Origin of the sequence: Nocardiopsis sp. CNT312, assembly GCF_000515115.1 — a bacterium.
Lineage (GTDB): Bacteria > Actinomycetota > Actinomycetes > Streptosporangiales > Streptosporangiaceae > Nocardiopsis.
In genome coordinates, this window is record NZ_AZXF01000015.1 from 45,641 (window position 1) to 66,829 (window position 21,189).

The 21,189-nt window shown below is 73.4% G+C and carries 21 protein-coding genes and 2 pseudogenes; 11 read left to right on the plus strand and 12 right to left on the minus strand.

The features are described from left to right. Nucleotides 1–47: 47 nt before the first annotated feature. On the plus strand, nucleotides 48–1,814 hold the full coding sequence (gene treZ / locus B042_RS0106560; RefSeq protein ID WP_028647609.1) for a malto-oligosyltrehalose trehalohydrolase: 1,767 nt from the start codon (nucleotides 48–50) through the stop codon (nucleotides 1,812–1,814). Nucleotides 1,815–1,927: 113 nt separating this feature from the next. Continuing rightward, a complete protein-coding gene (locus tag B042_RS0106565; protein ID WP_028647610.1) occupies nucleotides 1,928–2,752 on the plus strand; it encodes an alpha/beta fold hydrolase in 825 nt (274 codons plus the stop codon). Between the two features lie 57 nt (nucleotides 2,753–2,809). On the opposite strand, the gene B042_RS24270 is transcribed toward B042_RS0106565, so the two are convergent. After that, nucleotides 2,810–3,436, minus strand: coding sequence for a hypothetical protein (locus B042_RS24270; protein ID WP_155988917.1), 627 nt, complete (start codon nucleotides 3,434–3,436; stop codon nucleotides 2,810–2,812). Between the two features lie 150 nt (nucleotides 3,437–3,586). On the opposite strand from B042_RS24270, the gene B042_RS0106575 reads away from it, so the two are divergent. Next, complete coding sequence (locus B042_RS0106575) at nucleotides 3,587–4,288, plus strand: class I SAM-dependent methyltransferase (RefSeq protein ID WP_028647611.1); 702 nt, start codon at nucleotides 3,587–3,589, stop codon at nucleotides 4,286–4,288. A 12-nt stretch (nucleotides 4,289–4,300) separates the two neighbouring features. On the opposite strand, the gene B042_RS0106580 is transcribed toward B042_RS0106575, so the two are convergent. After that, nucleotides 4,301–5,080 (minus strand): phosphotransferase, encoded by a 780-nt coding sequence (locus tag B042_RS0106580; RefSeq protein ID WP_028647612.1) that lies wholly within the window; start codon nucleotides 5,078–5,080, stop codon nucleotides 4,301–4,303. Nucleotides 5,081–5,230: 150 nt separating this feature from the next. On the opposite strand from B042_RS0106580, the gene B042_RS0106585 reads away from it, so the two are divergent. Beyond that, complete coding sequence (locus B042_RS0106585; RefSeq protein WP_081748633.1) at nucleotides 5,231–6,004, plus strand: hypothetical protein; 774 nt, start codon at nucleotides 5,231–5,233, stop codon at nucleotides 6,002–6,004. A gap of 15 nt (nucleotides 6,005–6,019) precedes the next feature. On the opposite strand, the gene B042_RS0106590 is transcribed toward B042_RS0106585, so the two are convergent. Further along, on the minus strand, nucleotides 6,020–6,589 hold the full coding sequence (locus tag B042_RS0106590) for a pyridoxamine 5'-phosphate oxidase family protein (protein ID WP_028647614.1): 570 nt from the start codon (nucleotides 6,587–6,589) through the stop codon (nucleotides 6,020–6,022). 296 nt (nucleotides 6,590–6,885) lie between these two features. Between B042_RS0106590 and B042_RS22160 the strand changes: the two genes are divergently transcribed. Beyond that, complete coding sequence (locus B042_RS22160; RefSeq protein WP_036554159.1) at nucleotides 6,886–8,106, plus strand: NAD(P)/FAD-dependent oxidoreductase; 1,221 nt, start codon at nucleotides 6,886–6,888, stop codon at nucleotides 8,104–8,106. Between the two features lie 23 nt (nucleotides 8,107–8,129). Here B042_RS22160 and B042_RS0106600 read toward each other — a convergent pair whose 3' ends face one another. Genes B042_RS0106600 through B042_RS0106610 form a run of 3 tightly spaced genes read right to left on the minus strand, consistent with a single transcriptional unit; the run spans nucleotide 8,130 to nucleotide 10,676 of the window. After that, nucleotides 8,130–9,344, minus strand: coding sequence for an FAD-dependent oxidoreductase (locus B042_RS0106600; RefSeq protein ID WP_028647615.1), 1,215 nt, complete (start codon nucleotides 9,342–9,344; stop codon nucleotides 8,130–8,132). Further along, nucleotides 9,341–9,961 carry a TetR/AcrR family transcriptional regulator gene (locus B042_RS0106605; RefSeq protein ID WP_051415511.1) on the minus strand — a complete coding sequence of 207 codons (621 nt, stop codon included), beginning with the start codon at nucleotides 9,959–9,961 and terminating at the stop codon, nucleotides 9,341–9,343. Before B042_RS0106605 ends, B042_RS0106600 begins: the two co-directional genes overlap by 4 nt. 58 nt (nucleotides 9,962–10,019) lie before the next feature. Further along, complete coding sequence (locus B042_RS0106610) at nucleotides 10,020–10,676, minus strand: hypothetical protein (protein ID WP_028647617.1); 657 nt, start codon at nucleotides 10,674–10,676, stop codon at nucleotides 10,020–10,022. 288 nt (nucleotides 10,677–10,964) lie between these two features. Here B042_RS0106610 and B042_RS0106615 point away from each other — a divergent pair, with 288 nt between their 5' ends. Beyond that, entirely contained in the window at nucleotides 10,965–11,402 is a 438-nt protein-coding gene (locus tag B042_RS0106615; RefSeq protein WP_028647618.1) for a hypothetical protein, read from the plus strand. A gap of 292 nt (nucleotides 11,403–11,694) precedes the next feature. On the opposite strand, the gene B042_RS0106620 is transcribed toward B042_RS0106615, so the two are convergent. Beyond that, nucleotides 11,695–12,231 carry an NUDIX hydrolase family protein gene (locus B042_RS0106620; RefSeq protein ID WP_028647619.1) on the minus strand — a complete coding sequence of 179 codons (537 nt, stop codon included), beginning with the start codon at nucleotides 12,229–12,231 and terminating at the stop codon, nucleotides 11,695–11,697. 356 nt (nucleotides 12,232–12,587) lie between these two features. Here B042_RS0106620 and B042_RS0106625 point away from each other — a divergent pair, with 356 nt between their 5' ends. After that, a complete protein-coding gene (locus B042_RS0106625) occupies nucleotides 12,588–12,935 on the plus strand; it encodes an STAS domain-containing protein (protein ID WP_028647620.1) in 348 nt (115 codons plus the stop codon). An 11-nt stretch (nucleotides 12,936–12,946) separates the two neighbouring features. Here the strand turns inward: B042_RS0106625 and B042_RS22165 are convergent, their stop codons facing one another. Both B042_RS22165 and B042_RS0106635 read right to left on the minus strand, forming a co-directional pair. Next, nucleotides 12,947–14,689 (minus strand): PH domain-containing protein, encoded by a 1,743-nt coding sequence (locus B042_RS22165; RefSeq protein WP_036554162.1) that lies wholly within the window; start codon nucleotides 14,687–14,689, stop codon nucleotides 12,947–12,949. Next, nucleotides 14,686–15,183 (minus strand): PH domain-containing protein, encoded by a 498-nt coding sequence (locus tag B042_RS0106635; protein WP_028647621.1) that lies wholly within the window; start codon nucleotides 15,181–15,183, stop codon nucleotides 14,686–14,688. The genes B042_RS22165 and B042_RS0106635 overlap by 4 nt, the downstream gene beginning before the upstream one ends. Before the next feature lie 108 nt (nucleotides 15,184–15,291). Between B042_RS0106635 and B042_RS0106640 the strand changes: the two genes are divergently transcribed. After that, nucleotides 15,292–16,173: an SPFH domain-containing protein gene (locus tag B042_RS0106640; RefSeq protein ID WP_028647622.1), complete on the plus strand. Its 882-nt coding sequence runs from the start codon at nucleotides 15,292–15,294 to the stop codon at nucleotides 16,171–16,173. 7 nt (nucleotides 16,174–16,180) lie between these two features. Beyond that, nucleotides 16,181–16,402 (plus strand): hypothetical protein, encoded by a 222-nt coding sequence (locus B042_RS26400; protein ID WP_028647623.1) that lies wholly within the window; start codon nucleotides 16,181–16,183, stop codon nucleotides 16,400–16,402. A gap of 197 nt (nucleotides 16,403–16,599) precedes the next feature. Here B042_RS26400 and B042_RS27015 read toward each other — a convergent pair. Further along, a pseudogene (locus B042_RS27015) lies at nucleotides 16,600–16,647 on the minus strand (hypothetical protein); the annotation flags it as partial. A 72-nt stretch (nucleotides 16,648–16,719) separates the two neighbouring features. Next, nucleotides 16,720–18,384, minus strand: coding sequence for an FAD-binding dehydrogenase (locus B042_RS0106650; RefSeq protein ID WP_028647624.1), 1,665 nt, complete (start codon nucleotides 18,382–18,384; stop codon nucleotides 16,720–16,722). A gap of 664 nt (nucleotides 18,385–19,048) precedes the next feature. Between B042_RS0106650 and B042_RS0106655 the strand changes: the two genes are divergently transcribed. Continuing rightward, nucleotides 19,049–19,282 carry a hypothetical protein gene (locus B042_RS0106655; RefSeq protein ID WP_028647625.1) on the plus strand — a complete coding sequence of 78 codons (234 nt, stop codon included), beginning with the start codon at nucleotides 19,049–19,051 and terminating at the stop codon, nucleotides 19,280–19,282. 5 nt (nucleotides 19,283–19,287) lie between these two features. Here B042_RS0106655 and B042_RS22170 read toward each other — a convergent pair. Next, nucleotides 19,288–20,037: pseudogene (locus B042_RS22170) on the minus strand (alcohol dehydrogenase catalytic domain-containing protein). Nucleotides 20,038–20,232: 195 nt separating this feature from the next. On the opposite strand from B042_RS22170, the gene ddaH reads away from it, so the two are divergent. After that, nucleotides 20,233–21,048, plus strand: coding sequence for a dimethylargininase (ddaH, locus tag B042_RS0106670; protein WP_028647627.1), 816 nt, complete (start codon nucleotides 20,233–20,235; stop codon nucleotides 21,046–21,048). Nucleotides 21,049–21,189: the final 141 nt, after the last annotated feature.

Genomic DNA, 21,189 nt, shown 5'->3' on the forward strand with positions numbered 1-21,189 from the left:
CCGTGCGCCTGTGAGTGAGAGCCCTGCGACCGGGGTAGTCACCCCGCGTGAGTGAACGGCATCCCACCCCTGGCCTCGGCGTCCACGGCGACTTCTCCGTCTGGGCGCCCCGCGCCGACCGTGTGCGCCTGCGCGCCGACGGCACCGACCACCCCATGCGTTCAGACGCCGACGGCTGGTGGCACGCCCGGGTCGAGGGCGCCGGGCCCGGGACGGACTACGCCTACCTCCTCGACGACGACTCGACCCCCCTGCCCGACCCGCGCTCGCGGTGGCAGCCCCACGGCGTCCACGCCGCCAGCCGCGTCTACGACCACGCCGCCCACATCTGGACCGACGCCGCCTGGACCGGACGCCCCCTTGCCGGAGCCGTCGTCTACGAACTCCACGTCGGTACGTTCACCCCGGACGGCACTCTTGTCTCCGCGATCGACCGGCTCGACCACCTCGCCGACCTGGGCGTCACCCACGTCGAACTCATGCCCGTCAACGCCTTCGACGGCACCCACGGCTGGGGCTACGACGGTGTCCTGTGGTCGGCCGTCCACCAGCCCTACGGCGGCCCCGACGCGCTCAAGGCCTTCGTCGGCGCCTGCCACGCCCGCGGTCTGGCCGTCCTGCTCGACGTCGTGTACAACCACCTGGGCCCCTCCGGCGCCTACCTGCCCCGCTTCGGCCCCTACTTCTCCGGCGAGAACGCCTGGGGCCCCTCGCTCAACCTCGACGGCTCCGACTCCGACCCCGTCCGCCGCCTGGTCCTGGACAACGCCCTGGACTGGCTGCGCCGCTTCCACCTGGACGGCCTGCGCCTGGACGCCGTGCACGCCCTGCGCGACGACCGCGCCGTCCCGCTGCTCGCCGAACTCTCCGAGGAGGTCGACGCGCTGGCCGCCGCCCTGGGCCGCCCCCTGTCCCTCGTCGCCGAGTCCGACCGCAACGATCCCCGCACGGTGCTGCCCCGAGAGGCGGGCGGCCTGGGCCTGAGCGCCCAGTGGTCCGACGACCTCCACCACGCCCTGCACACGGCCCTCACCGGTGAGACGCACGGCTACTACGCCGACTTCACCGGGCCCGAGGTCCTGCCCGAGGTGCTGCGCCGCGTGTTCCACCACGCGGGCACCTACTCCTCCTTCCGCCGCCGCACCCACGGCGCCCCGGTCGACACCGCGCGTGTGCCGGGGAGCCGTTTCCTCGGCTACCTCGCCACCCACGACCAGATCGGCAACCGGGCGCGCGGCGACCGCATGGCCGAACACGTCTCCCCGGGGCTCCTCTTGTGCGGCGCGGCCCTCGTGCTGTGCTCGCCCTACACCCCGATGGTGTTCATGGGGGAGGAGTGGGCGGCCACCACCCCCTGGCCGTTCTTCGCGTCCTTCCCCGACCCCGGCCTGGCCGAGGGCGTGCGCCGGGGCAGGCGCCGCGAGTTCGCCGCCCTGGGCTGGGCCGAGGAGGAGATCCCCGACCCCGTGGACCCGGCCACGCGCGACTCCGCCGTCCTGGACTGGGACCAGCCCCGACGGGAGCCGCACCGCAGGGTCCTGGACACCTACCGGGCCCTGATCGCCCTGCGCCGCAACGAACCCGAACTCGCTGACCCGCGCCTGGACCGCTTCGGCGTCACCGCGAGCGCCGACGGGCGCCGGCTGGTCCTGGAACGCGGCCGCCTGCGGCTGGTCTGCAACCTGTCCGCGGAGGCCGCTGACGTCGAGGTGGACGCGCCGCCCCGAGAGGTCCTGCTCGCCACGGGCGCGCCCCGGGCCGGGGACGGCTCTGTCAAGGTGCCGGGGGAGTCCTTCGCGCTCCTGCGCCTGTGAGGGACGACCGGAGGACACCCGGCCGTCACCCCGCGCCGGTAGCATCCCGCTGTCGGGCGAAGGGACGGTCCGGGCCGGGTGCGGCTGCCGGATCCACGTGAAGGGCGGTTGCCATGCCGGGCACGGAGTGGACCCTGGACCGGCGGTTCGAGGCGCACAACGGCACGGTGCGCTGGACCGCCTTCGGCGAGGGCGAGCCCCTCGTCCTGGCACACGGAACCCCGTTCTCCTCCTACGTGTGGCGCCACGTGGCCAGGGCCCTGGCCACCCGCTACCGCGTCCACGTGTGGGACATGCCCGGCTACGGAGCCTCCGCCAAGTTCGTGGGGCAGGACGTGTCCCTGCCCGCCCAGCAGCGCACCTTCACCGCCCTGCTCGGCCACTGGGGGCTGGAGCGGCCTCGTGTCGTGGCCCACGACTACGGCGGGGCCGTGGCCCTGCGCTCGGCCGTCCTGGACGGGGCGGCCTACGACCGCCTGGCCCTGGTGGACGCGGTGAGCCTGCGCCCGTGGGGCAGTGACTTCTTCCGCCTGGTCGCCGCCAACGCCGGCGTCTTCGCGGCCCTGCCGCCCCACCTGCACGAGGCGCTCGTGCGCGCCTACATCACCTCGGCCCTGCACACGCCGCCGCGCGCCGACACCCTCTCCGCTCTGGCCGCGCCCTGGCTCGGCGAGGAGGGGCGCCCCGCCTTCTACCGCCAGATCGCTCAGGCCGACGAGCGGCACACCGCCGAGGTCGAGGACGCCTACGCCGCCCTCGACCTGCCGGTGCTGGTGGTGTGGGGCCGGGAGGACACCTGGCTGCCGATCGAGCGGGGCGAGCGGCTGGCCGCCGTGATCCCCCGGGCCCGACTGCACCCCCTGGACGGCGCGGGACACCTCGTCCAGGAGGACGCACCGGCCGAACTCACCGCGGCCCTCGCCGAGTTCCTGCGGTGACCCGGGCCTTACCGGGGCGGCCGATTGGCCCGGGAAGGCCCGGACGGAGGGAACCGGTCAGGAGACGGACCCGGCGAACACGACCGTCTCGGTGCCGTGCGTGACGGTGATGCCCAGGGACCCGGTTCCCGCGGGGACACCGCAGCTCCCGGGGAAGGTGTAGCTGCCCTGCTCGGCCTCGTAGGTGGTGATGGTGACCGACGCGGGCGTGGTCGACCCGCCCGCGTCGCACTCGGCGGACAGGTGCCCGAAACCGAGGACCCGCTCCAGGTGCGGCACGTCCACGGTCAGGCTGAAGTCCACCTGGCCCGAGGAGGGGGAGGTGACGCCGCCGAGGGTGTACACCACGTCGGCCGTGTTGCCCGGAACGTACTCGTGCTCGTAGGCGCCCACCGGGTAGGGCACGGCCACGGACGTACCGAAGGGGGCTCCGGACAGGACCGGCGGGGTGTCCGCGTCGGACCCCGGGGCGGGGGCCTCGTCGGTCTCGGCCGGTTCGGGGGCCGAGGTGTCGGTGGGTTCGGGGGAGGGGGAGAGGACCGTCTCGCTGGGGCTGGCGGAGGGGGAGGCCGACTCCTCGGCCGCGCCGGGCTCGACGGTCGTGCTCTCGCCGGGGCCGCAGCCGACCACGGCGAGGAGGAGCGCCGTACTGATCAGGGGGAGGGGGTTCACGGTAGAACGCATGGCCAAAAGCGTAGGGGAGTCGCCCTGAGTGGCGCCGTCCGGCACGGAACGCGAGCGGGACCGCGTGCTCTTCGCCGGAGGCGTCGCCGGGTGCGGCCGTCGCGAAAAAACGTTGGCTCCGGCCCTCCGTTTCGCGCCACACTTGTGCCCATGCCCGACTTCGCCGACTTCGACACCCGCCACTACCGCACCGTGGACGTGGCCACCGGATACGACCGGTGGTCGAGCACCTACGAGGACACCGTCCTCGACGCCATGGACCTGGACCTGCTCGACAGCCTCACCCGCCCCGACTGGGCCGCCGTCTCCCGCGCCGCCGACCTCGGCTGCGGGACGGGCCGTACCGGGGCCTGGCTGCGCGGCAGGGGCGTCCCCCGTGTGGACGGGGTCGACCTCAGCCCCGGAATGCTGGAACGGGCCCACAGGCGCGGCTGCCACACCACCCTCGCCCGGGGCGACGTGCGCGACACGGGCCTGCCCTCGGGCGCCTACGACCTCGTCGTCTCCTCCCTCATCGACGAACACCTGCCCGACCTGGCCCCCTACTACGCCGAGGCCCGCCGCCTGGCCGCGCCCGGCGGCTGCTGCGTCCTGGTCGCCTACCACCCGCAGTTCATGATGGTCTCGGGTATGCCCACCCACTTCACCGACGCCTCCGGTGAGGACGTGGCGATCAGCACCCACCTGCACCTGCTCAGCGACCACACGCGTGCGGCCATGGCCGCCGGGTGGGTGCTCGCCGAACTGCGTGAGGCCGTGGTCGACGACGGGTGGATCGCCGCCAAGCCGAAGTGGGAGCGCTTCCGCGGCCACCCGGTCTCCGCCGCCCTCGTGTGGACCGTGCCGGCCTGAACCGGCCGCTGGTCAGAGCCCGAGGGCCGCCAGCCACACGTTCCGGTGCTCCTCCACGTAGGCCGCCGCCGGCCCCCAGTGGTCGGCGTGGCCCTCGGCGTGTAGGCGCGCCCACGGCCGGCGGCCGGTTCGCGCCCCCTCCACCAGCAGGTCGTACATCCCGCGCACCTCGTGGCCGATCGCGTCGGGAAGCTCACGGCGCTGCGCGCCGTCGCACCCGTAGCCGTCGGCCAGCGCACGCAGCCGCCGCCTGTCCTCCCCGGGGACGCCGCCCGCGTGCAGAGGGACGAAACCGTGCGCCGCGTAGCCCAGGTCGCCCATCCGCGTTCCCGGACCGGCGCCGTCCCAGTCGATGAACGTCCACCTCGGCCCGTCGCGGACGAGGTTCCACGGTCCCAGGTCGTGGTGGCAGACGAGCTCGTCTCCGCGCGGGGCGACCGCCACCTCCCAAGCGGTCTCCCCCGGCGGTTCGTAGGCGGCGGCCAGGTCGTGCAGGGCGCGGATGAGCCGGCCGAGCCGGTACAGCTCCCGCTCCGTCATCGGCGCCATCCGGTCGGCGGTCGTTCCGGGCGCGTAGGACAGCACCTGGCGTCCCCGCGCGTCGCGGCCCAGCGTCCGCGGCGCGCCCTCGTACCCGTGCGCCTCCAGGTGCGCCAGCAGGGAGTGGACCCCGGGGGAGGAGCGCCGCCACGGTTTACGGACGGTGTCGCCCACCCGCACGACCGCTTCGGCGACGTTGCCGCCTTCCAGGACCTCCCCGTCGGCCTCCCGGCCGGCTCCCCCACCGCTCACAGTGCCCCAGCGTGGCCTCTTGCGGTGGCCCGCCGCCACCCGCTTTCACCTGTGCACCGGCACCCGGGGGCGGTGTAAGCGAACGCGAAGCACGGCGAAACCACCGCCTGCCACGGTGGACACCCGCCACTGACGCAGGAGGTCTCCGCCGTGCGCACGATCCACGACCACCCCGGGTGGCGGCCCGCCGGTGCCGGGCACCACCGCACGGTACGCACCGGCCACGACGTCTGGCGGGCGGTGGACGAGGGCCCCGTCCTGACCCTGCGCCGCCTCTCCACCAGCCGGGACCCCGAACCGGTCGTGGACACCTACACGCCCGCGGACCTAGACGGACCGGTCCCCGCCCCGCTGCGCGCCGCGCTGGAGGCGCGGGGACCCGTACGGCGGCTGCGCACCCCGGACCTGTGGGAGGCCCTGGCCACCGCTCTCATGCGCCGGACGGCCGGCGTGGGACATGCGGGACCGGTCTACCACCGCTACTGCGACGCCCACGGCTCCCCGGTCCCGGGCTCCCCTTCGGCCTTCCCCGGCCCCCACACCGTGCTCGCCCTGGACGAGTCGCACTTCACGGAGCTGGGTATGGCCGCGCAGCGGGGCCCCCTGACCGTCGCGGCTGAAGCCTTCGTCGCCTCCGGATCCGCGTGGCCCGACGCCTCCCCGCCGGAGCTGGTCGACCGTCTGCGCGAGGTACCCGGAGTCGGTGCGTGGACCGCCCGTGCCGCCGTCGCCGACACCACCGGTGACTTCTCGCTCTACCCCTACGGCGACCTGCGTGTGCGCACCCGGGCCGCCCACGCCGTCCCCGCCCTGGATTGGCCCGTCGGCGAGGCCGCCTTCGCGCGGCGCTGGCGCTCCCTCACCGCGACCCCCGCGGCCCTGTCCGCCCTGACGGTCCTCACCCTCGCCTTGGGCGGCGGCTGAGCCGCCGCGCGCGGCTCAGTCGTGGGAGACCTGACGCCCGCTCACCCGGCCGAGGGTGATACGCAGCACCTGGTCGCGTGGACCGCTCGCCCACGGCTGCGGCATACGCCCCCGGGGCAGCCGGGACAGCTCCCCCTGGTCGCGGATCCACCGGCAGCGCCCCGAGACCAGGACGCTCCACCCCTCGCGCAGCCCCTCGTCGAAGTGGTCGATCTGGAAGGAGGCGTATCCGCGCCCGTGTCGCATGATGGTGCCGGCCAGCGTCGACCGGAAGAGGATCGCGTCGCCCGCCAGCATGTAGTTCACCGGCAGGACCGTCGGCGCGGAGTCCCCCTCGATGGTGAAGGCCACCCGGCCGATGTCGTGTCTGCCCAGCAGGTTCAGACAGGTCTGCCGCTCCAGCACGGTGAAGCGCGCCCGCTCGTCCCCCTCGGCGAGGTCGGCCCCCTCCAGCAGCGTGTTCGCCTCGTCCAGGCGCGCGCTGCCCCGCATGATGTCGTCGCTGCTGTGCCGCTGTCCGGGGGGTGAGGCCGCCATGACCGCCGTCTCCCGGCTCTGCGTTCCCGACCCGCTCTTGTCCTCCATCGCCAACCCCCTGGCATGGTCGCTCCGCTCGCCCCGACGCAGTGCGTCCGGGCCGTGGGCCCGTCGGTGTGCCGACGGGCCCTTCCCCCTACCTTCCCCCTACCCCGCGGCGGCCCCGACACAACGGCGAGAGGGCGGTCCGCGGCTCGGCGGCGGGGGCGAGATGGGACACCCGGCTTCGGCCCGGCCGTCCCGCACCGGACTCCGTGCCACGGGACACACCTGCCGGTGTCACATCCGAGGCGGGCCGCGCCGTCTGTGGTGTGAAGGCCAACGAAGCGAACGAAAGGCCCGCCATGACACACCGCATCCTTGTCCTCGGAGCCGGATACGCCGGGCTCACCGCCGCGCGCAGGGCCGCCCGCCGCGGCACCGGTACCCGTGTCACCCTCGTCAACGCCGCCCCGGACTTCGTCGAACGCATCCGCCTCCACCAGGTCGCCGCGGGCCAGGAGACGGGCACGCGCCCGCTGGCCGAGATGGTGGGCGACGACGGCGTCGACCTGGTCGTCGGCCGCGCCGAGCGGTGGGACACCGCACGGCGTGAGGTCGACGTCCGTAGCGGCGCGGCCGTCCGCACCCTGACCTACGACACCCTCGTCCTCGCCCTGGGCAGCACCGCGGGGAGTTCCCCGGTCCCCGGGGCGGACGAGCACGCGCTCACCGTCGCCGGACTCGACGGCGCCCGCGCGGTCGCCGAACGCGTCGCCGCCGACCCGGCCGGGCGCGTCGCCGTGGTGGGCGGCGGCCTGACCGGGATCGAGACGGCCACCGAACTTGCCGAGTCCCACCCCGGTCTGGAGGTCGCACTGGTCACCCGGGGCGGGGCCGCCCCCGGCCTGGGCCCGAGGGGGCGTGTGCACGTGCGGCGCTCCCTCGCCCGGCTGGGCGTGGCCCTGCGCGAGTACGCCACGGTGGCGGAGGTGGACGCCGACGGGCTTCTCCTGGACGACGACGCCCGGATCCCCGCCGACCTCGTCGTCTGGAACGGCGGCTTCTCCGTCTCGGCGTTCGCCCGGGAGGCCGGTCTGGCCGTGGACGGTGACGGGCGCGCCGTCGTCGACGCCACCTTCCGCTCGGTGTCCCACCCCGAGGTGTACGTGATCGGCGACGCGGCCCGCGCTGACGACGCCTGGGGCCGCCCCCTGCGGATGTCGTGTGCGATGGGGCTGCCGATGGCGGTGGCCGCCGCCGACGCCCTCACCGGCCGGATCCAGGGGCGTGAGCCCGCGACCGCGCCGTTCGGGTACACGGCCCAGTGCGTGAGCCTGGGGCGCCGGGACGGCCTGGTCCAGCTCGTGCGCGGAGACGACTCCCCGCGCGGCGCGGTGCTCACCGGGCGGGGGGCGGCGCGGTTCAAGGAGGCCACCGTCGCCGGTGCCGTTGCCCTCCCCGCCGGGGGGATGGGGCAGATGGGCCTGTACCTGTCGGCGGCCCGCTTCATGGGGCGGCGCGGTCCCGCGCGCACCGTGTCCCCGGCTGGCGCGTGGGAGGCCGGTACCGTCCGGTCCGAGTGAGGGGAGCGGGGCCGCCCCGCGGGTCAAACCCGAGGCCGCCCGGCGGTGTCGGGCCCGGTCAGGAAGGGCCGCATCACCCGGGCGGCCAGGCGGGTGGAGGACAGGCGCAGCGCCTGGCGCCGCACCAGCAGCCGCGCCGCCGAGGCGGGCACGAACCACCGGGCCGTGCGCCGGCCGGCGGCCTGCTTGGCCTCGATCACCGGCTTGACCCGCTCCTCGTAGCGTGCCAGTGCGGCACCGATCCTCTCCGCGGAGGGGCCCGTCGCCGCCAGTTCCCGGCCCAGGACCTCGGCGGCGGCCACCGCCATGCTCGCTCCCTGGCCCGCCATCAGCGACACCGCATGGCAGGCGTCGCCCACCAGCACGACCCGTGGGCGCGACCACGCGGGCACGGTGATCTGCTCGACGGCGTCGTAGAACGGCCGGGGCGGGCAGGTCTCCAGGACCCGGGGCAGGTGCCAGCCCATCCCGGAGTAGACCTGGCGCAGCCGCGCCCGGGGGTCGGCGGGCAGCGCCCCGTCCGGGGCCAGGTGGCATAGGAAGGTCGCGCCCGTGGCCTCGGAGAGGCGGTACAGGCCCGCCTGCACCCCGGGCGCCTCCAGCATGTGCAGTTCGCGGCCCAGGGCCCGGGCCACCTCCGGGTCCTCGAACAGGAACGCCGCGGTGTGCGCGCCCAGGTAGCGGCGGTAGTCCTCCTCGGGGCCGAAGACGAGTGCGCGCACGCGCGAGTGCGTGCCGTCGGCCCCCACCAGCAGGTCGGCCCGCTCCACGGTGCCGTCGGTCAGCTCCACGGACACGCCGTCGCCGCCGGGGTCGACGCGGACGGGGCCCACCCCGTGGCGTACGTCGGCCTCCGGTCCCAGGGACGCGCGCAGCACCAGTTCCAGGTCGCCGCGCAGCAGGGAGACCAGCCGGTCCCCGCTGAGCCGCAGGAGCGCCTCGCCGCCCATCCGCGCGGTCGGGCGGCCCCGCGGCGTGCGGTACTGGACGCCCTCCAGCGCGAGGTCGTGGGCGCGTACCCGGTCAAGCAGCCCCATCCGCTCGACCGCGTCGTAGCCGGGGCCGAAGAAGTCGATGACGTAGCCGCCGGGGAGGGTGCCCGCCGTGGCCGCCTCGGTGCGGGCGGCACCGCCGCGCTCGGTCCGCTGCTCGAGGACCGTCGTCTCCCAGCCCGCCTCGCGCAGCCACCAGGCGGTGGCCAGTCCGGCGATGCCCGCGCCGACGACGATCGCCCTCATCGGGTCGCCTCCCCGTCTCCGGACGCCGCCAGGAGGCGGCGCAGCGGTTCGGCGTAGGCCTCCGGGCCGGGGACCGGCCCCAGGGCACGGTGCAGGACGAGGCCGTCGAGGAAGGCGCACAGCAGTTCGGCGACCGCCTCGGGCTGGGGGACGCGGTGCGTGCGCAGCCGCTTTTCGATGCCGGTGCGGACCTCTGCCATGAGCCGTGACATGGAGGCGCGCAGCACGGGGTCGCGGGTGGCGGCTAGGTAGGCCTCCGCGAACAGCACGGAGTCGGGGTCGTCGCCCTGGTAGGCGTCCATGGCGCGCAGGGCGGCCAGCAGCCCCTCCACGGGGTCGGGGGCGGCGGTCATCGCGGCCACGGGTCCGTCGAGGGCGCCGGAGACGGCCGTGTCCACGGCGGTGCGCAGCAGGGCCTCCAACGAGTCGAAGTGGTAGTGCACCAGGCCGGGCCGCACACCGGCCCTGGCTGCCACCAGGCGGGTGGTGACCGCGTTCCAGCCCACCTCGGGGATGAGTTCGGCGGCGGCGGACAGGAGCGCGGCGCGGCTGGCCCGCCCCCGTTCGGTGGAGGTGGCACCCGCCCTCACCGGTGTTTGGCCATTCGCCTTGGTCATATGACTAAACTAAGGGGGTGCGGGGCTGCGGTCAAGGGAACGGAAGTGGACGGGCCCGCTAGGGAGAGATGGGCAGGTCGCCGCGCACCACGCGTGTGCAATTGCCGCGTGAGCGCTTGACCAGCTCGCCGTTGGCCCGGTCGCTGCCCTCGACCCAGGCGCGCGCCGCCCCCTCGGCCAGCCCGCCCTCCCGCTGGCGGCCGTACAGCCGCTCCTCCCGTACCGTGTCGGGCACCTCCACGTACCACAGCTCGGTGAACAGGGCGCGGGCCCGCGGCCAGGGGTCGTCGTCGCCCGCCAGGTAGTTGCCCTCGGTCACGACCAGGCGGGTGTGCGGCGCGAACACGTGCCGGGCCGCCACCGGCTCGTGCAGGCGGCGGTCGTAGTCGGGCACGTACACCGGATGGCCGGTCTCCTCCAGCAGCCGCCGCACCAGCGCGACGTAGCCGTGCGCGTCGAAGGTGTCCGGAGCGCCCTTGCGCTCCAGCCGCCCCAGCCGCTCCAGTTGGGCGTTGGACAAGTGGAACCCGTCCAGGGGCAGGTACCCGGCGGTCCCCGGCGCCGTGGCGCGGTCGACCTCCGCCACCAGGCGGCGGGCGAGTGTGGACTTGCCCGCGCCGGGCGCACCGGCCAGGGCGAGGACGGCGCGGCCAGCCCCGGGGCGGGAGGCGTTCGAGGCCAGGGCGAGGGCGTCGGCGAGCGGAGAGGGGGACATGGGACGAGACTACGCCGGTGGGCCTGTACGTCCCTCATCCACCGCGCCCACTGAGTGCGGTCAAGCACACGTGGGAAACAAACAGAGTATCTCTGGAAAGGAAAAAAATATTAACGGATGAAATCATTCGGGGTTCTCGGTGGATTTCGAGTGTCTCCCTGGTTCGCAAGACGGTTTCTGATAGCGTCCCTGCTGTCTCTGTTTGTATTCATTTTCATTGGAGGACATGTGCCCGGACACGGCATCGTTTCCGGAAATAAATACTTTCTGACATGTCAGAATCGAGGAGTGAAGGCGCAGACCAGCTCCCGTTGGGACTGGCTCCGATTGACCGAGACGGAGGGGGATTTCGGGCAGGCCGTCATCTTCCACGAGAACCCGGACGGTCTCTTCACGATCGAAAACACCCACAGCAACTATGACGGTTACCGGTATTGGTCACTCGACCATGACGGCGTCTATCTCGACCGATGGGAATCTGCCACGCCCTGGGAGGTCCACGCGACCAACCACGGCATCGTGATCGGCAAGGGGACTCACACCCTGAACGCACTCAGGTTCGGCGAGCGCTGGCTCGGGGGGCCGGGATCAAAGTACGCCGACCATGACGACTTCACCTGGAAGCTCATCAAGAACGTCATGTTCCCCATCAAGGTCGCAGAGGTTCTCATCGGAAAGGGGCTTCACGACATGTCGGATGTCGAGTTCGCTCTCCAGCCGGTCTGACCACAGCACCCGCATCGCTCGTGCCGACACAGGGCATCCGACCGCCGTGCGCAGAGCCCCGTCCGGGTGCGGCTCTGCGCACGGGCGGGGTGGTGGATCCGGTCGGCGATGCGCTGCGAGGTGGCGTCGGGCGGGCGGCAGCGGTCGGCCCGCTTCTTGTCCTCGCGCGGGTCGGCGGGCACGAGCGGGGCGAGCAGGGCCCGCTCGGCATCGGTGGGGCCATGACGTCCGGGCACGTCATCCGCGATGCCGGAGCGGGTCCTGATCAGCACCCAGGTCTACGGAGCAGACCCTACGGCGCGTCGCCCACGTGTGCCAGCGCCTGGCGCACCAGTACCCCCTGGCCGCCGGTCATCTCCTCGCGCACGTGCGGGCTGGTCGCCTCCTCAGGGGTGAGCCACACCAGGTCCAGGGCGTCCTGGCGGGGCTGGCAGTCCCCGGAGACCGGAACGACGTAGGCCAGGGCCACGGCGTGCTGGCGCGGGTCGTGGTAGGGCGTGACCCCCGGAGTGGGGAAGTACTCCGCCACGGTGAAGGGCTGGGGCGAGGAGGGGATGCGGGGCAGGGCGACCGGCCCCAGGTCCTTCTCCAGGTGCCGCAGGAGCGCGTCGCGCACCCGCTCGTGGTAGAGCACGCGGCCGGAGACGACCGAGCGGCTGAAGCTGCCGTCCGGCGCGGCCCGCATGAGCAGCCCGATGTGGGTCACCTTCCCCGAGGCGTCCACGCGCACGGGGACGGCCTGGACGTAGAGCACGGGCATCCGGCCGCGGATGCTCTCCAACTCCTCGGAGGAGAACCAGCCGGTCTGGGTGTCTGCGGTCTCGGTCATGGGGTGCGTGGCGCGGCGCCACGGCGGACCGGGCGCGGGCGCCGCTCCCTCCCTTCGCTCTCTCGGTGTCCCGGGGCCGGACCGGTGGGTCCCGCCGGGCGGGGCGCGGGTTGCAGTACCGCTTCTATCGCACCGGCCGCGGGAAAGCACGGCGCGGTCGGGCTGTCGGGTGTGTCCGAGAGCCCCGTCACACGGATCTCGCGCGGTTTTCCCACGAAAAGCCGTACAGGACCGGGCCGTACAGGTTACGATCTCCTACGCGGTTGCGTAGTGGACACGTTACTTCTGGTGAGAGGTGGCCCCTTGTGGTGCGACAAGACCGGTTCTCCGCCCGGGAACGCTTTTCCTGTACGGGTGTGACGGTCGTCCCCGTGCACGGGGAGGTTGACCTCGCCACCGCCGACCTCATGCGCGACCGGCTCCTGGGCGCGGCGCAGCACTCGCGCTGCGCCTGCCTCGTGGTGGACATGTCCGGACTCCACTTCTTCGACGCCAGCGGTGTGCGCGCCCTGTTCTCGGTCTACCGGACACTGACCGCCGAGGGGCGCCACGTGGTCCTGGCCGAGCCCGCGCCCATCGCCGAGCGCGTGCTCGACGCGCTCGGGATGGGCGGCGTGTTCGAGATCTACCCGATGGTGGAGATGGCGCTCACCCACACCAGCGGACTGCGGGTGGACGGAGACCCCATCCCCGGCGGCTCCTGACCTGGCCGCGCTCAGGGGCGTGCCTCGCCGGGTTCGGCCCCTTCCCCGTCCCCATGAACCAGGAAGGGGGCCAGCAGGCCGGGAACCGCCTCGTCGGCCCAGGCCAGGCCCTGGCTCAGCCCCACGTCCGCAGCGGCGTACATCCCTTCGCCGGCCGCCGTGGTCGCCGCCACGTCGGCCAGGCCCAGCCTGCGCTGGAACGGGGAGCGGCTGATCCGCCAGCCGATCACGGCCGACCGCTCCAGGGCCACCGTGTCGCGCCCCGCCATGCCCCGGCGCACCACCAGGTAGCGCGGGTGCACGCCGTGGCCCAGGGCACGGTAGGAGCCCTGGGCGTACCAGAACGCGAGCACGGCGAAGAGCACCGCCAGGACACCCCACACCCACACGGGCGCCGATTCGACGGTCTGCGCCGCCATCGGGACCGGCACGATCTCGGCCTCCACCTCGTGGACGATCTCCCACCACGCGCGCTGGGCCAGGGTGTGCGCCCACATCAGCGCGGCCGCCACCGCGGCGCACAGCAGCGAGACGAACACGGCCCGGGTGCGGCGCCGCCGCAGCGCGGACCGCGGGTGGCGGGCCAGCGGCGTGTCCAGGGGGGAGCCTTCCTCGCGCATCAGCGCGGCGGCCAGGGAGCGCGCCCGCCCGGTGGGCATGTGCGGGGACAGACGGCTCTTGGCGCTGGTCTTCTTCTCGTCGGCGCCCGACAGCCCGGTCGCCACGGCCCGCACGCACGCCCCGCCCACCGAGCGCAGCACGAACGGCTCGTAGAAGGAGACGCCGTTGAGGCGCCGCCCCTCCACCGACAGCGACACGCTGGTCAGCAGGCCCCGGCGCAACCGCACCGTCCCGTCCGCCTCGCGGGTGAGGCGGTAGTTCCACCAGGTCTCCACCGCCACGGCCGTCAGCACCACCACACCGGACACCAGCAGGCCCAGCAGCGACAGGGGCAGGACCAGGAGCAGCCGTGAGGCCGCGTAGGAGGCCATCTCCTGGCTGGAGGGCAGCCCCAGCCAGTCCGAGGTCCACCGCCACACCGACCCCTGTGTCTGGGCGTTGATGCCCAGCAGGGTGGCGATCGCACCCAGGCCGACACCGACGGTCGCGCCGGTGGCGGGGGCGTAGGCGAACCAGGCGGGGGAGAGGCGGGCGAGTTCGACCTCGTCGGGGGCCGTGCCGTCCGTGCCCTCCGGCATCTCGTCCCGCGCCTCGGCGGGCGCGGGGCCCCGGTTCAGCAGGTCGCGGCGCAGCCGCTCGCCCTGTCCGGCGCTGATGAACATGAGCTGGATCTGGTCGGCCCCCGAACCGATCTTCTCCCCGGTGCCGACCGTCACCATGCACAGGCCGAACAGGCGCAGGTGGATCTGGGCGTTGACGTCCACACTGCGCACCCGCTCGCGCGGGATGGACTTGTAGGACTTGGAGATGATCCCCGACCGCAGTTCCATGCGCTCGGCGGTCACCCGGTAGCGGGTGGCGCGCAGGCGCAGCAGGTCGATCCAGGCGAACAGCGCGACGAAGGCGACCGTCGCCGGTACGGGGACCAGGGCCCAGAGGGAGGCGCCGGTGACGAGCAGGACGACGGTGCCCACGACCGCCCCGACGCCCAGGACGAGGCCGGTGGCGGCGGCGCCGGCCCACACGGTGAGCGGGTGCAGCCGCTCCCAGGGGGTGTCCTCGTGGCCGGGGTTCGCGGGCGCCTCGGCGGGCTCGACCGGCTCGGCGGGGGTGTGCTCGTTGGGGGAGGTCATGTGGCGTCTCCCGGGGTCGCCTGGGTGATGTCGGTCAACTGGTCGGCCACCTCCGTGGCCGCCTCGTGGTCCAGGCCGGTGATCTCGATGGGACCGGCCGCCGAGGCGGTGGTCACCGTGACGCTGGAGAGCCCGAACGCGCGCTGGAGGGGGCCGCGCGCGGTGTCCACGGTCTGGATGCGCGACATCGGGGCCACGCGCCACTCCTGCCAGAACCAGCCGCTGGCGGTGTAGACCGCCGTGTCGGTGACCTCCCACCGGTGGACGCGGTAGCGCCACTGCGGCATCACGACGGTGATCAGCAGACCGAGGCCGCCGATGGCCGCCGCGGCGACCAGGAACCAGAGACGGACCGGTTCCCAAACCACGGCGGGGACCACGGGCACGGCCGTGAGGACCACGGTGACCGCGAGCGTGCGGGTGGTCCACCACGCGACGGCCCGGCGGTCGACACGGTGCCGGGGCGGGCGCAGGCGTGGAGCGTCGGTGCTCATGGTGTCCACGGACTCCTCTCGATCGGGCCCGGGGGAGGGCCGGTCAATAAAGTGATATCACAATGCTATTCTTGGCGTCATCAGGCCCAGCACCCGAGGAGGACGGCCGTGAGCGGACCGGAACCAGCAGTCCCCCGCCCCACCCCGCAGCACCGCCAAGACCAGGCCCCCAGCCGCGACGGACGGGCCCTCACCGTGGTCCTGACCGCGGCCCTGGACCTGCACGGCTCCCTCGTGGCCTGCGGCGCGCTCTCCGTCCTGGCCGGAGCCGGGATCGCCTCCGGCCTGACGGGGGCCGCCCCCAACGAGGCGCGGGTCGTCCGGCTCTTCGGTCGCTATGTCGGCACCATCCGAGCCGACGGCCTGCGCTGGGTCGGCCCCCTCGCCCGGCGCAACCGCATCTCCACCCGCATCCGCAACCACGAGACCTCCGTGACGAAGACCAACGACGCCTCCGGCAGTCCCGTCGAGACCGCCGCCGTCGCCTGGCAGGTCGAGGACTCCGCCCGTGCCACCTTCGAGGTGGACGACTGTCTGCAATTCGTCTCCGCTCAGACCGAGGCCGCCGGACGCCGCATCGCCGGACGCCACCCCTATGACTCCTACGACGACGGCGCCGTTCCCTCCCTGCGCGACGACGCCGAACCCATCACCCAGCAGTGGTCCAAGGAGGTCGGCGAGCGCGTGGACGCCGCGGGCGTCACCGTCGTCGAGACCCGCTTCACCCGCCTGGCCTACGCACCCGGGATCGCCCAGGCCGTGCTCCAGCGCCAGCAGGCCGGAGCCGTGACCGCCGCCCGCCAGGAGATCGCGGAGGGTGCCGTGGGCATGGTCGACCGCGCCTTGGAGCGCCTGCCGGAGGAGAACGTGGTGGAACTGGACGGGGAGCGCAAGGCCGCCATGGTCAGCAACCTGCCCGTGGTGCTGTGCTCCGACCGCCCCACCAGCCCCGTCGTCAACACAGGCACCCTGTGCCAGTCACCCGGCTGAGGTGACCGTGCCAGAGCGAAAGAAAGTGCTGCTGCGGCTCGACCCCGCGGTCCACGACGCCATCGCGCGGTGGGCCGGGCAGGAGCTGCGCAGTACCAACGCCCAGATCGAGTTCCTCCTGCGCCGCGCGCTCGGCGACGCGGGACGGATGCCGACGGACGCCCGCGACCTCCCCCGCCGGGGCAGCCCGGCCAAGACCCGGTGCAGACCCGAGGAGACCGAGGGCTGACGGGCCGGGGGCGACCAGCCACAGCGGCACGATCCGCACCGGGAAGGGCAGCTCCGCCTCGAACAGGTGCTCACCCGAGGTGCTGGACACCTACCGGTACTCGCCGCCGGACAGCCGCAGCTCGATGAGGCGGGGCGTCCCCGGTCCGGCGTGATGATCCAGTACGAGGGGATGCCGAGCTTCGCGTGCTCCTGCCGCTTCGTGCGGTGGTCGCGCAGGGAGCTCCCGGGGGAGGCCACCTCCACCGCGAGCAGCGGCGGGCGGACCAGCGGGCATGGGCCCGGGGCGCGGTCTCGCGCTGCCCCGGGCCGGGCCGCCTACAGCACGGCGGCGGCCGCCGCCCGTCCGGCGGTGCGGCCGGAGAAGAGGCAGCCGCCCAGGAAGGTGCCCTCCAGCGCCCGGTAGCCGTGCATGCCGCCGCCGCCGAACCCGGCGACCTCCCCGGCCGCGTACAGGCCCGGCAGCGGGCTGCCGTCCTCGCGCAGCACCCGCGCGTCCAGGTCGGTGTGCAGGCCGCCGAGCGTCTTGCGGGTGAGGATGTTCAGCCGCACCGCGATGAGCGGCCCCGCCTTCGGGTCGAGGATCCTGTGCGGGGAGGCCACCCGGATCAGCTTGTCGCCCCGGTACCGGCGGGCACCGTGGACCGCGGTCACCTGGAGGTCCTTGGTGAAGGGGTGGTCCATCTCCCGGTCGCGGGCCACCACCTCGCCGGTGACGGTGTCGGCGTCGAGCACCCCGTCGCCCGCCAGCTCCCGCATCCCGGCGATGAGGTCGGGCAGCTTGTCGGCGACGACGAAGTCCACACCCTTGTCCTTGAACGCCTCCACCGGACCGGTGGCGCCGGGCAGTACCCGTTTGAGGAGGAGTTTGAGGTCCTTGCCGGTCAGGTCCGGGTTCTGCTCCGACCCCGACAGCGTGAACTCCTTCTCGATGATCTTCTGTGAGAGCACGAACCACGTGTACTCGTGGCCGCTGCACATGATGTGCTCCAGGGTGCCCATGGTGTCGAACCCGGGGAAGCAGGGCGCGGGCATGCGTCTGCCGGTGGCGTCCAGCCACAGCGACGAGGGCCCCGGAAGGATGCGGATGCCGTGCCGGGCCCAGAGGGGGTTCCAGTTCTCGATGCCCTCGGTGTAGTGCCACATCCGGTCGGGGTTGATGACGTGCCCGCCCGCCTTCTCCGTGATGCCGAGCATGCGCCCGTCCACGTGTTCGGGCACGCCCGAGAGCATCCTCTTCGGTGCCGTGCCCAGCCGCCGGGGCCAGTTCTCGCGCACCAGGTCGTGGTTGCCGCCGATCCCGCCGGAGGTCACGATGACCGCCTGTGCGGACAGTTCGAACTCGCCCGCGGAGTCCCGGTTGCTGGCCTGGCCGCGCAGGGCGCCGTCGGGGGCCAGGACCGTGCCCCGGACCCCGGTCGCGGCGCCGCCCAGCAGCACCAGTTCGTCGACGCGGTGGCGCAAGCGCAGCGAGACCAGGCCGCGCTCGGCCGCCTCGCGCACGCGGCGTTCGAAGGGGGCGAGGACGCCCGGCCCGGTGCCCCAGGTGATGTGGAAGCGGGGCACCGAGTTGCCGTGCCCGCCGGCCAGGTGCCCGCCGCGCTCGGCCCAGCCCACGATCGGGAAGAACCGCAGACCCTGGGCGCGCAGCCAGGAGCGCTTCTCCCCGGCGGCGAAGTCGACGTAGGCCTCGGCCCACCTGCGCGGCCAGGCGTCCTCGGGGCGGTCGAACCCGGCCGTGCCCATCCAGTCCTGGAGGGCCAGTTCTGCCGAGTCCCGCACACCCATGCGGCGCTGTTCGGGGGAGCCGACGAGGAAGAGCCCGCCGAACGACCAGAACGCCTGTCCGCCCAGCGACGCCTCGGACTCCTGGTCCAACAGGAGGACCCTCTTCCCGGCGTCGGCCAGTTCGGCGGTGGCGGCCAGGCCCGCCAGGCCCGCTCCGACCACGATCACGTCGGCCTCGTCGTCTGCCTTGCTCATCCGGTTGCTTCCCCTCTGTCGCCGTGCGCCATGACGACGACTGTGCTCCCTCCGGCACGGCACGGCAAGAGGCCTTCGTGCTCCGTGACACATCGTTTGTCAGTCGGTGATGGGAAATGCGCCATTCGGGAGGAAAACCACGGATTGCTCATAAATGGCCATGAGATCTGCTGGAAAGGCTCCCGCAGACGTCTTCTCCCCCGGCCGTCGCCCCCGGTTCGGTAGCGACGGTGGTCGGCCGCGCCGCGACCGCCTGCACCCGGCTCTTCCCGCTCGCCATGCGGCGCGTGAACACGGGCAGTGGCTCTCCCCGCCGGGGCCCGGGGGCCCACGCCCCCGGCCCGCCTCAACGCGCTTCGCCTCGTGAACGGGCTGCTGTCGGCCGGGGCGGCGCTGGCCCCCGTGGTCGCCGCCACCGGGTTCACCGCCACCGGGTTCACACCGGCCCAGGCCGGCCTGGGGGCAGCCCTCCCGCAACGGCCTGTGGCGCTCCTCCTCCCCGGAGCGGCCCGGCCCGTCGGCGCGGGCCTCCCGGTGCTCGTGCAGATGATCGTGGCGGTTCTGGTCCCGTCCTCCGTGCCGCGCATCCAGCGCCCGGCCCTGGCCGAACGGCTGCTTACTCACGGCCGACCTCGGTTTTCCGCTCTGGGCGGTGCTGGGGTGCGTGGTGGCGCCGGAGGCCGTTCCGGCGCTCGCCCTGGGCAGGGAAGCGGCGGACCGGACCGCGGTCATCCCGGCCCTGGCCGCCTCCGGACACCTCTTCGTGGGAGGCCTGCCGGTCCTGCCCCTGCTGCTCTGGTCGTGCATCACGGCCGTCGGCCTCCAGCCCGTGTCCCTGCCGCGACGCGATCCGCGGACGGGGGCGACTGACCTGCTGCGGCGGGCCGAGCACCCCTGAGGACCTCAGGGGTCGAAGCGCACCAGCGACCGGCCTCCCCTGCCCCGGCGCATCCGCTCGAAGGCATCGGGCACGCCCTCAAGGGAGATCTCGTCGGTGATCATCGTCGCCAGGTCGAGTTCTCCCTTGCGCGCCAGGTCCGCCAGGACCGGCACGTCCCGTGCCGAGTCACTGGAGCCGTACACGCAGCCGCGGATCGTGCGCCCCTGGTGGAACAGCTCCAGGGCGTTGAACCGCACCTCGTCGTCCATCGCGCCGACCCCCACCACGGTGATCTGCCCGCCGCGGCGGGGTCGATCCCCTCGGGCAGCGGCACCAGGGCGCGCTCGGGGACGATGGTGGCCTCGGCGAAGGCGCCGGTGCTCAGACCCGGGTAGACGGGTGTGCCGTCGGTCAACTGGGCGTAGGTGGCCGCGGCGCCGTCCATGGCGTGCTGGCACAGGTGCGGCTCGCCCTGCTCGCAGAACCAGCAGTTCCGGCAGGGCGGCGCCCAGTTGAGGACCACCTGTCGGCCCGGGGAGACCGAGGTGACGCCCTCGCCGACGGCCTCGACGGTTCCGGCGCCCTCGTGGCCGAGGACGGCGGGCCAGGGCTGGGCCAGGGTGCCGTCGGACAGGGAGAGGTCGGAGTGGCACACCCCGGCCGCGGCGATGCGCACGCGTACCTGACCGGGGCCGGGGTCGGGCAGTACCAGGTCACGGATCTGAGGGGGTGCCAGTCTCGGCGAAGACGGCGGCCTTGACGGTCGTACTCATGCGGGATCTCCAATCACGGGCTGTGGTGACACTAGCAATACCGTCTGGTCGGTCGGAATAGGGGCGTCTTGGTCGCCCTCACCGGCACGCTTTTTGATTCCTCCTCTTGGAAACGGCCTGACCTGGGTATCTCCCTTGCACTCACCTCCGTGCGCGGGTCCGCGCCGCGTACGGGGCACCCGAGCGGGAGGTCCCATGGCGCCACACGTACCCGGGCGGCGGCACTACCTGATGTGCCGGCCCACCCACTTCGCCGTCGAGTACGCCATCAACCCCTGGATGGACCCCGGCGCGGGCGTCGACCGCGGCCGGGCGATCGCCCAGTGGGAGAACCTGCGCGCCCTCTACCTGGAGCTGGGCCACCGGGTGAGCCTGATCGAACCCATCGAGGGCCTGCCCGACATGGTCTTCGCGGCCAACGGCGCCCTGGCCGTGGACGGACGGGTCTACGGGGCGCGGTTCGCCAGCGCCGAACGCACCCCCGAGGGGCCCGCCTACCTCGACTGGTTCCGTGCCCGGGGGCCGGTCGAGACGCACGAGCCCAAGTACGTCAACGAGGGCGAGGGCGACTTCACCGTCCTCGACGACGTGGTGCTGGCCGCCACGGGCTTCCGGACCGAGGCCGCCGCCCACCAGGAGGCGGAGCGCTTCCTGGGCCGCCCCGTGGTCACACTCCAGTTGACCGACCCGCGCTTCTACCACCTGGACACCGCGCTGTTCGCGCTCTCGGGGAGCCGGGTGGCCTACTACCCCGGCGCCTTCTCCGAGGGCAGCCGCAGGGTCCTGCGCTCCCTGTACCCCGACGCCCTCCTGGCCACGGAGGAGGACGCCGCGGTGCTCGGCCTCAACGCGGTGAGCGACGGTCGCGACGTCGTGATCGCCGCGGAGGCCACCGCGCTCGCCCGCCGGCTGCGGGGACTCGGCTACAGGGTGCACCCCGTGGAGCTGGACGAGCTGCGCAAGGCAGGGGGAGGGGCCAAGTGCTGCACTCTGGAACTGCGCGGGTTGTGATCGGACCCGGCCATATTTCAGGCGAATCCGTGTTCGATAATCCGGCTCCGTAGTGGCATGGATGTGGGAAATGACACGTTGAGTCAGGGTGAACCCACAGGTGGTCACAGCTCAGGCCCGGTTCGTCCGTCCACTTCGGGG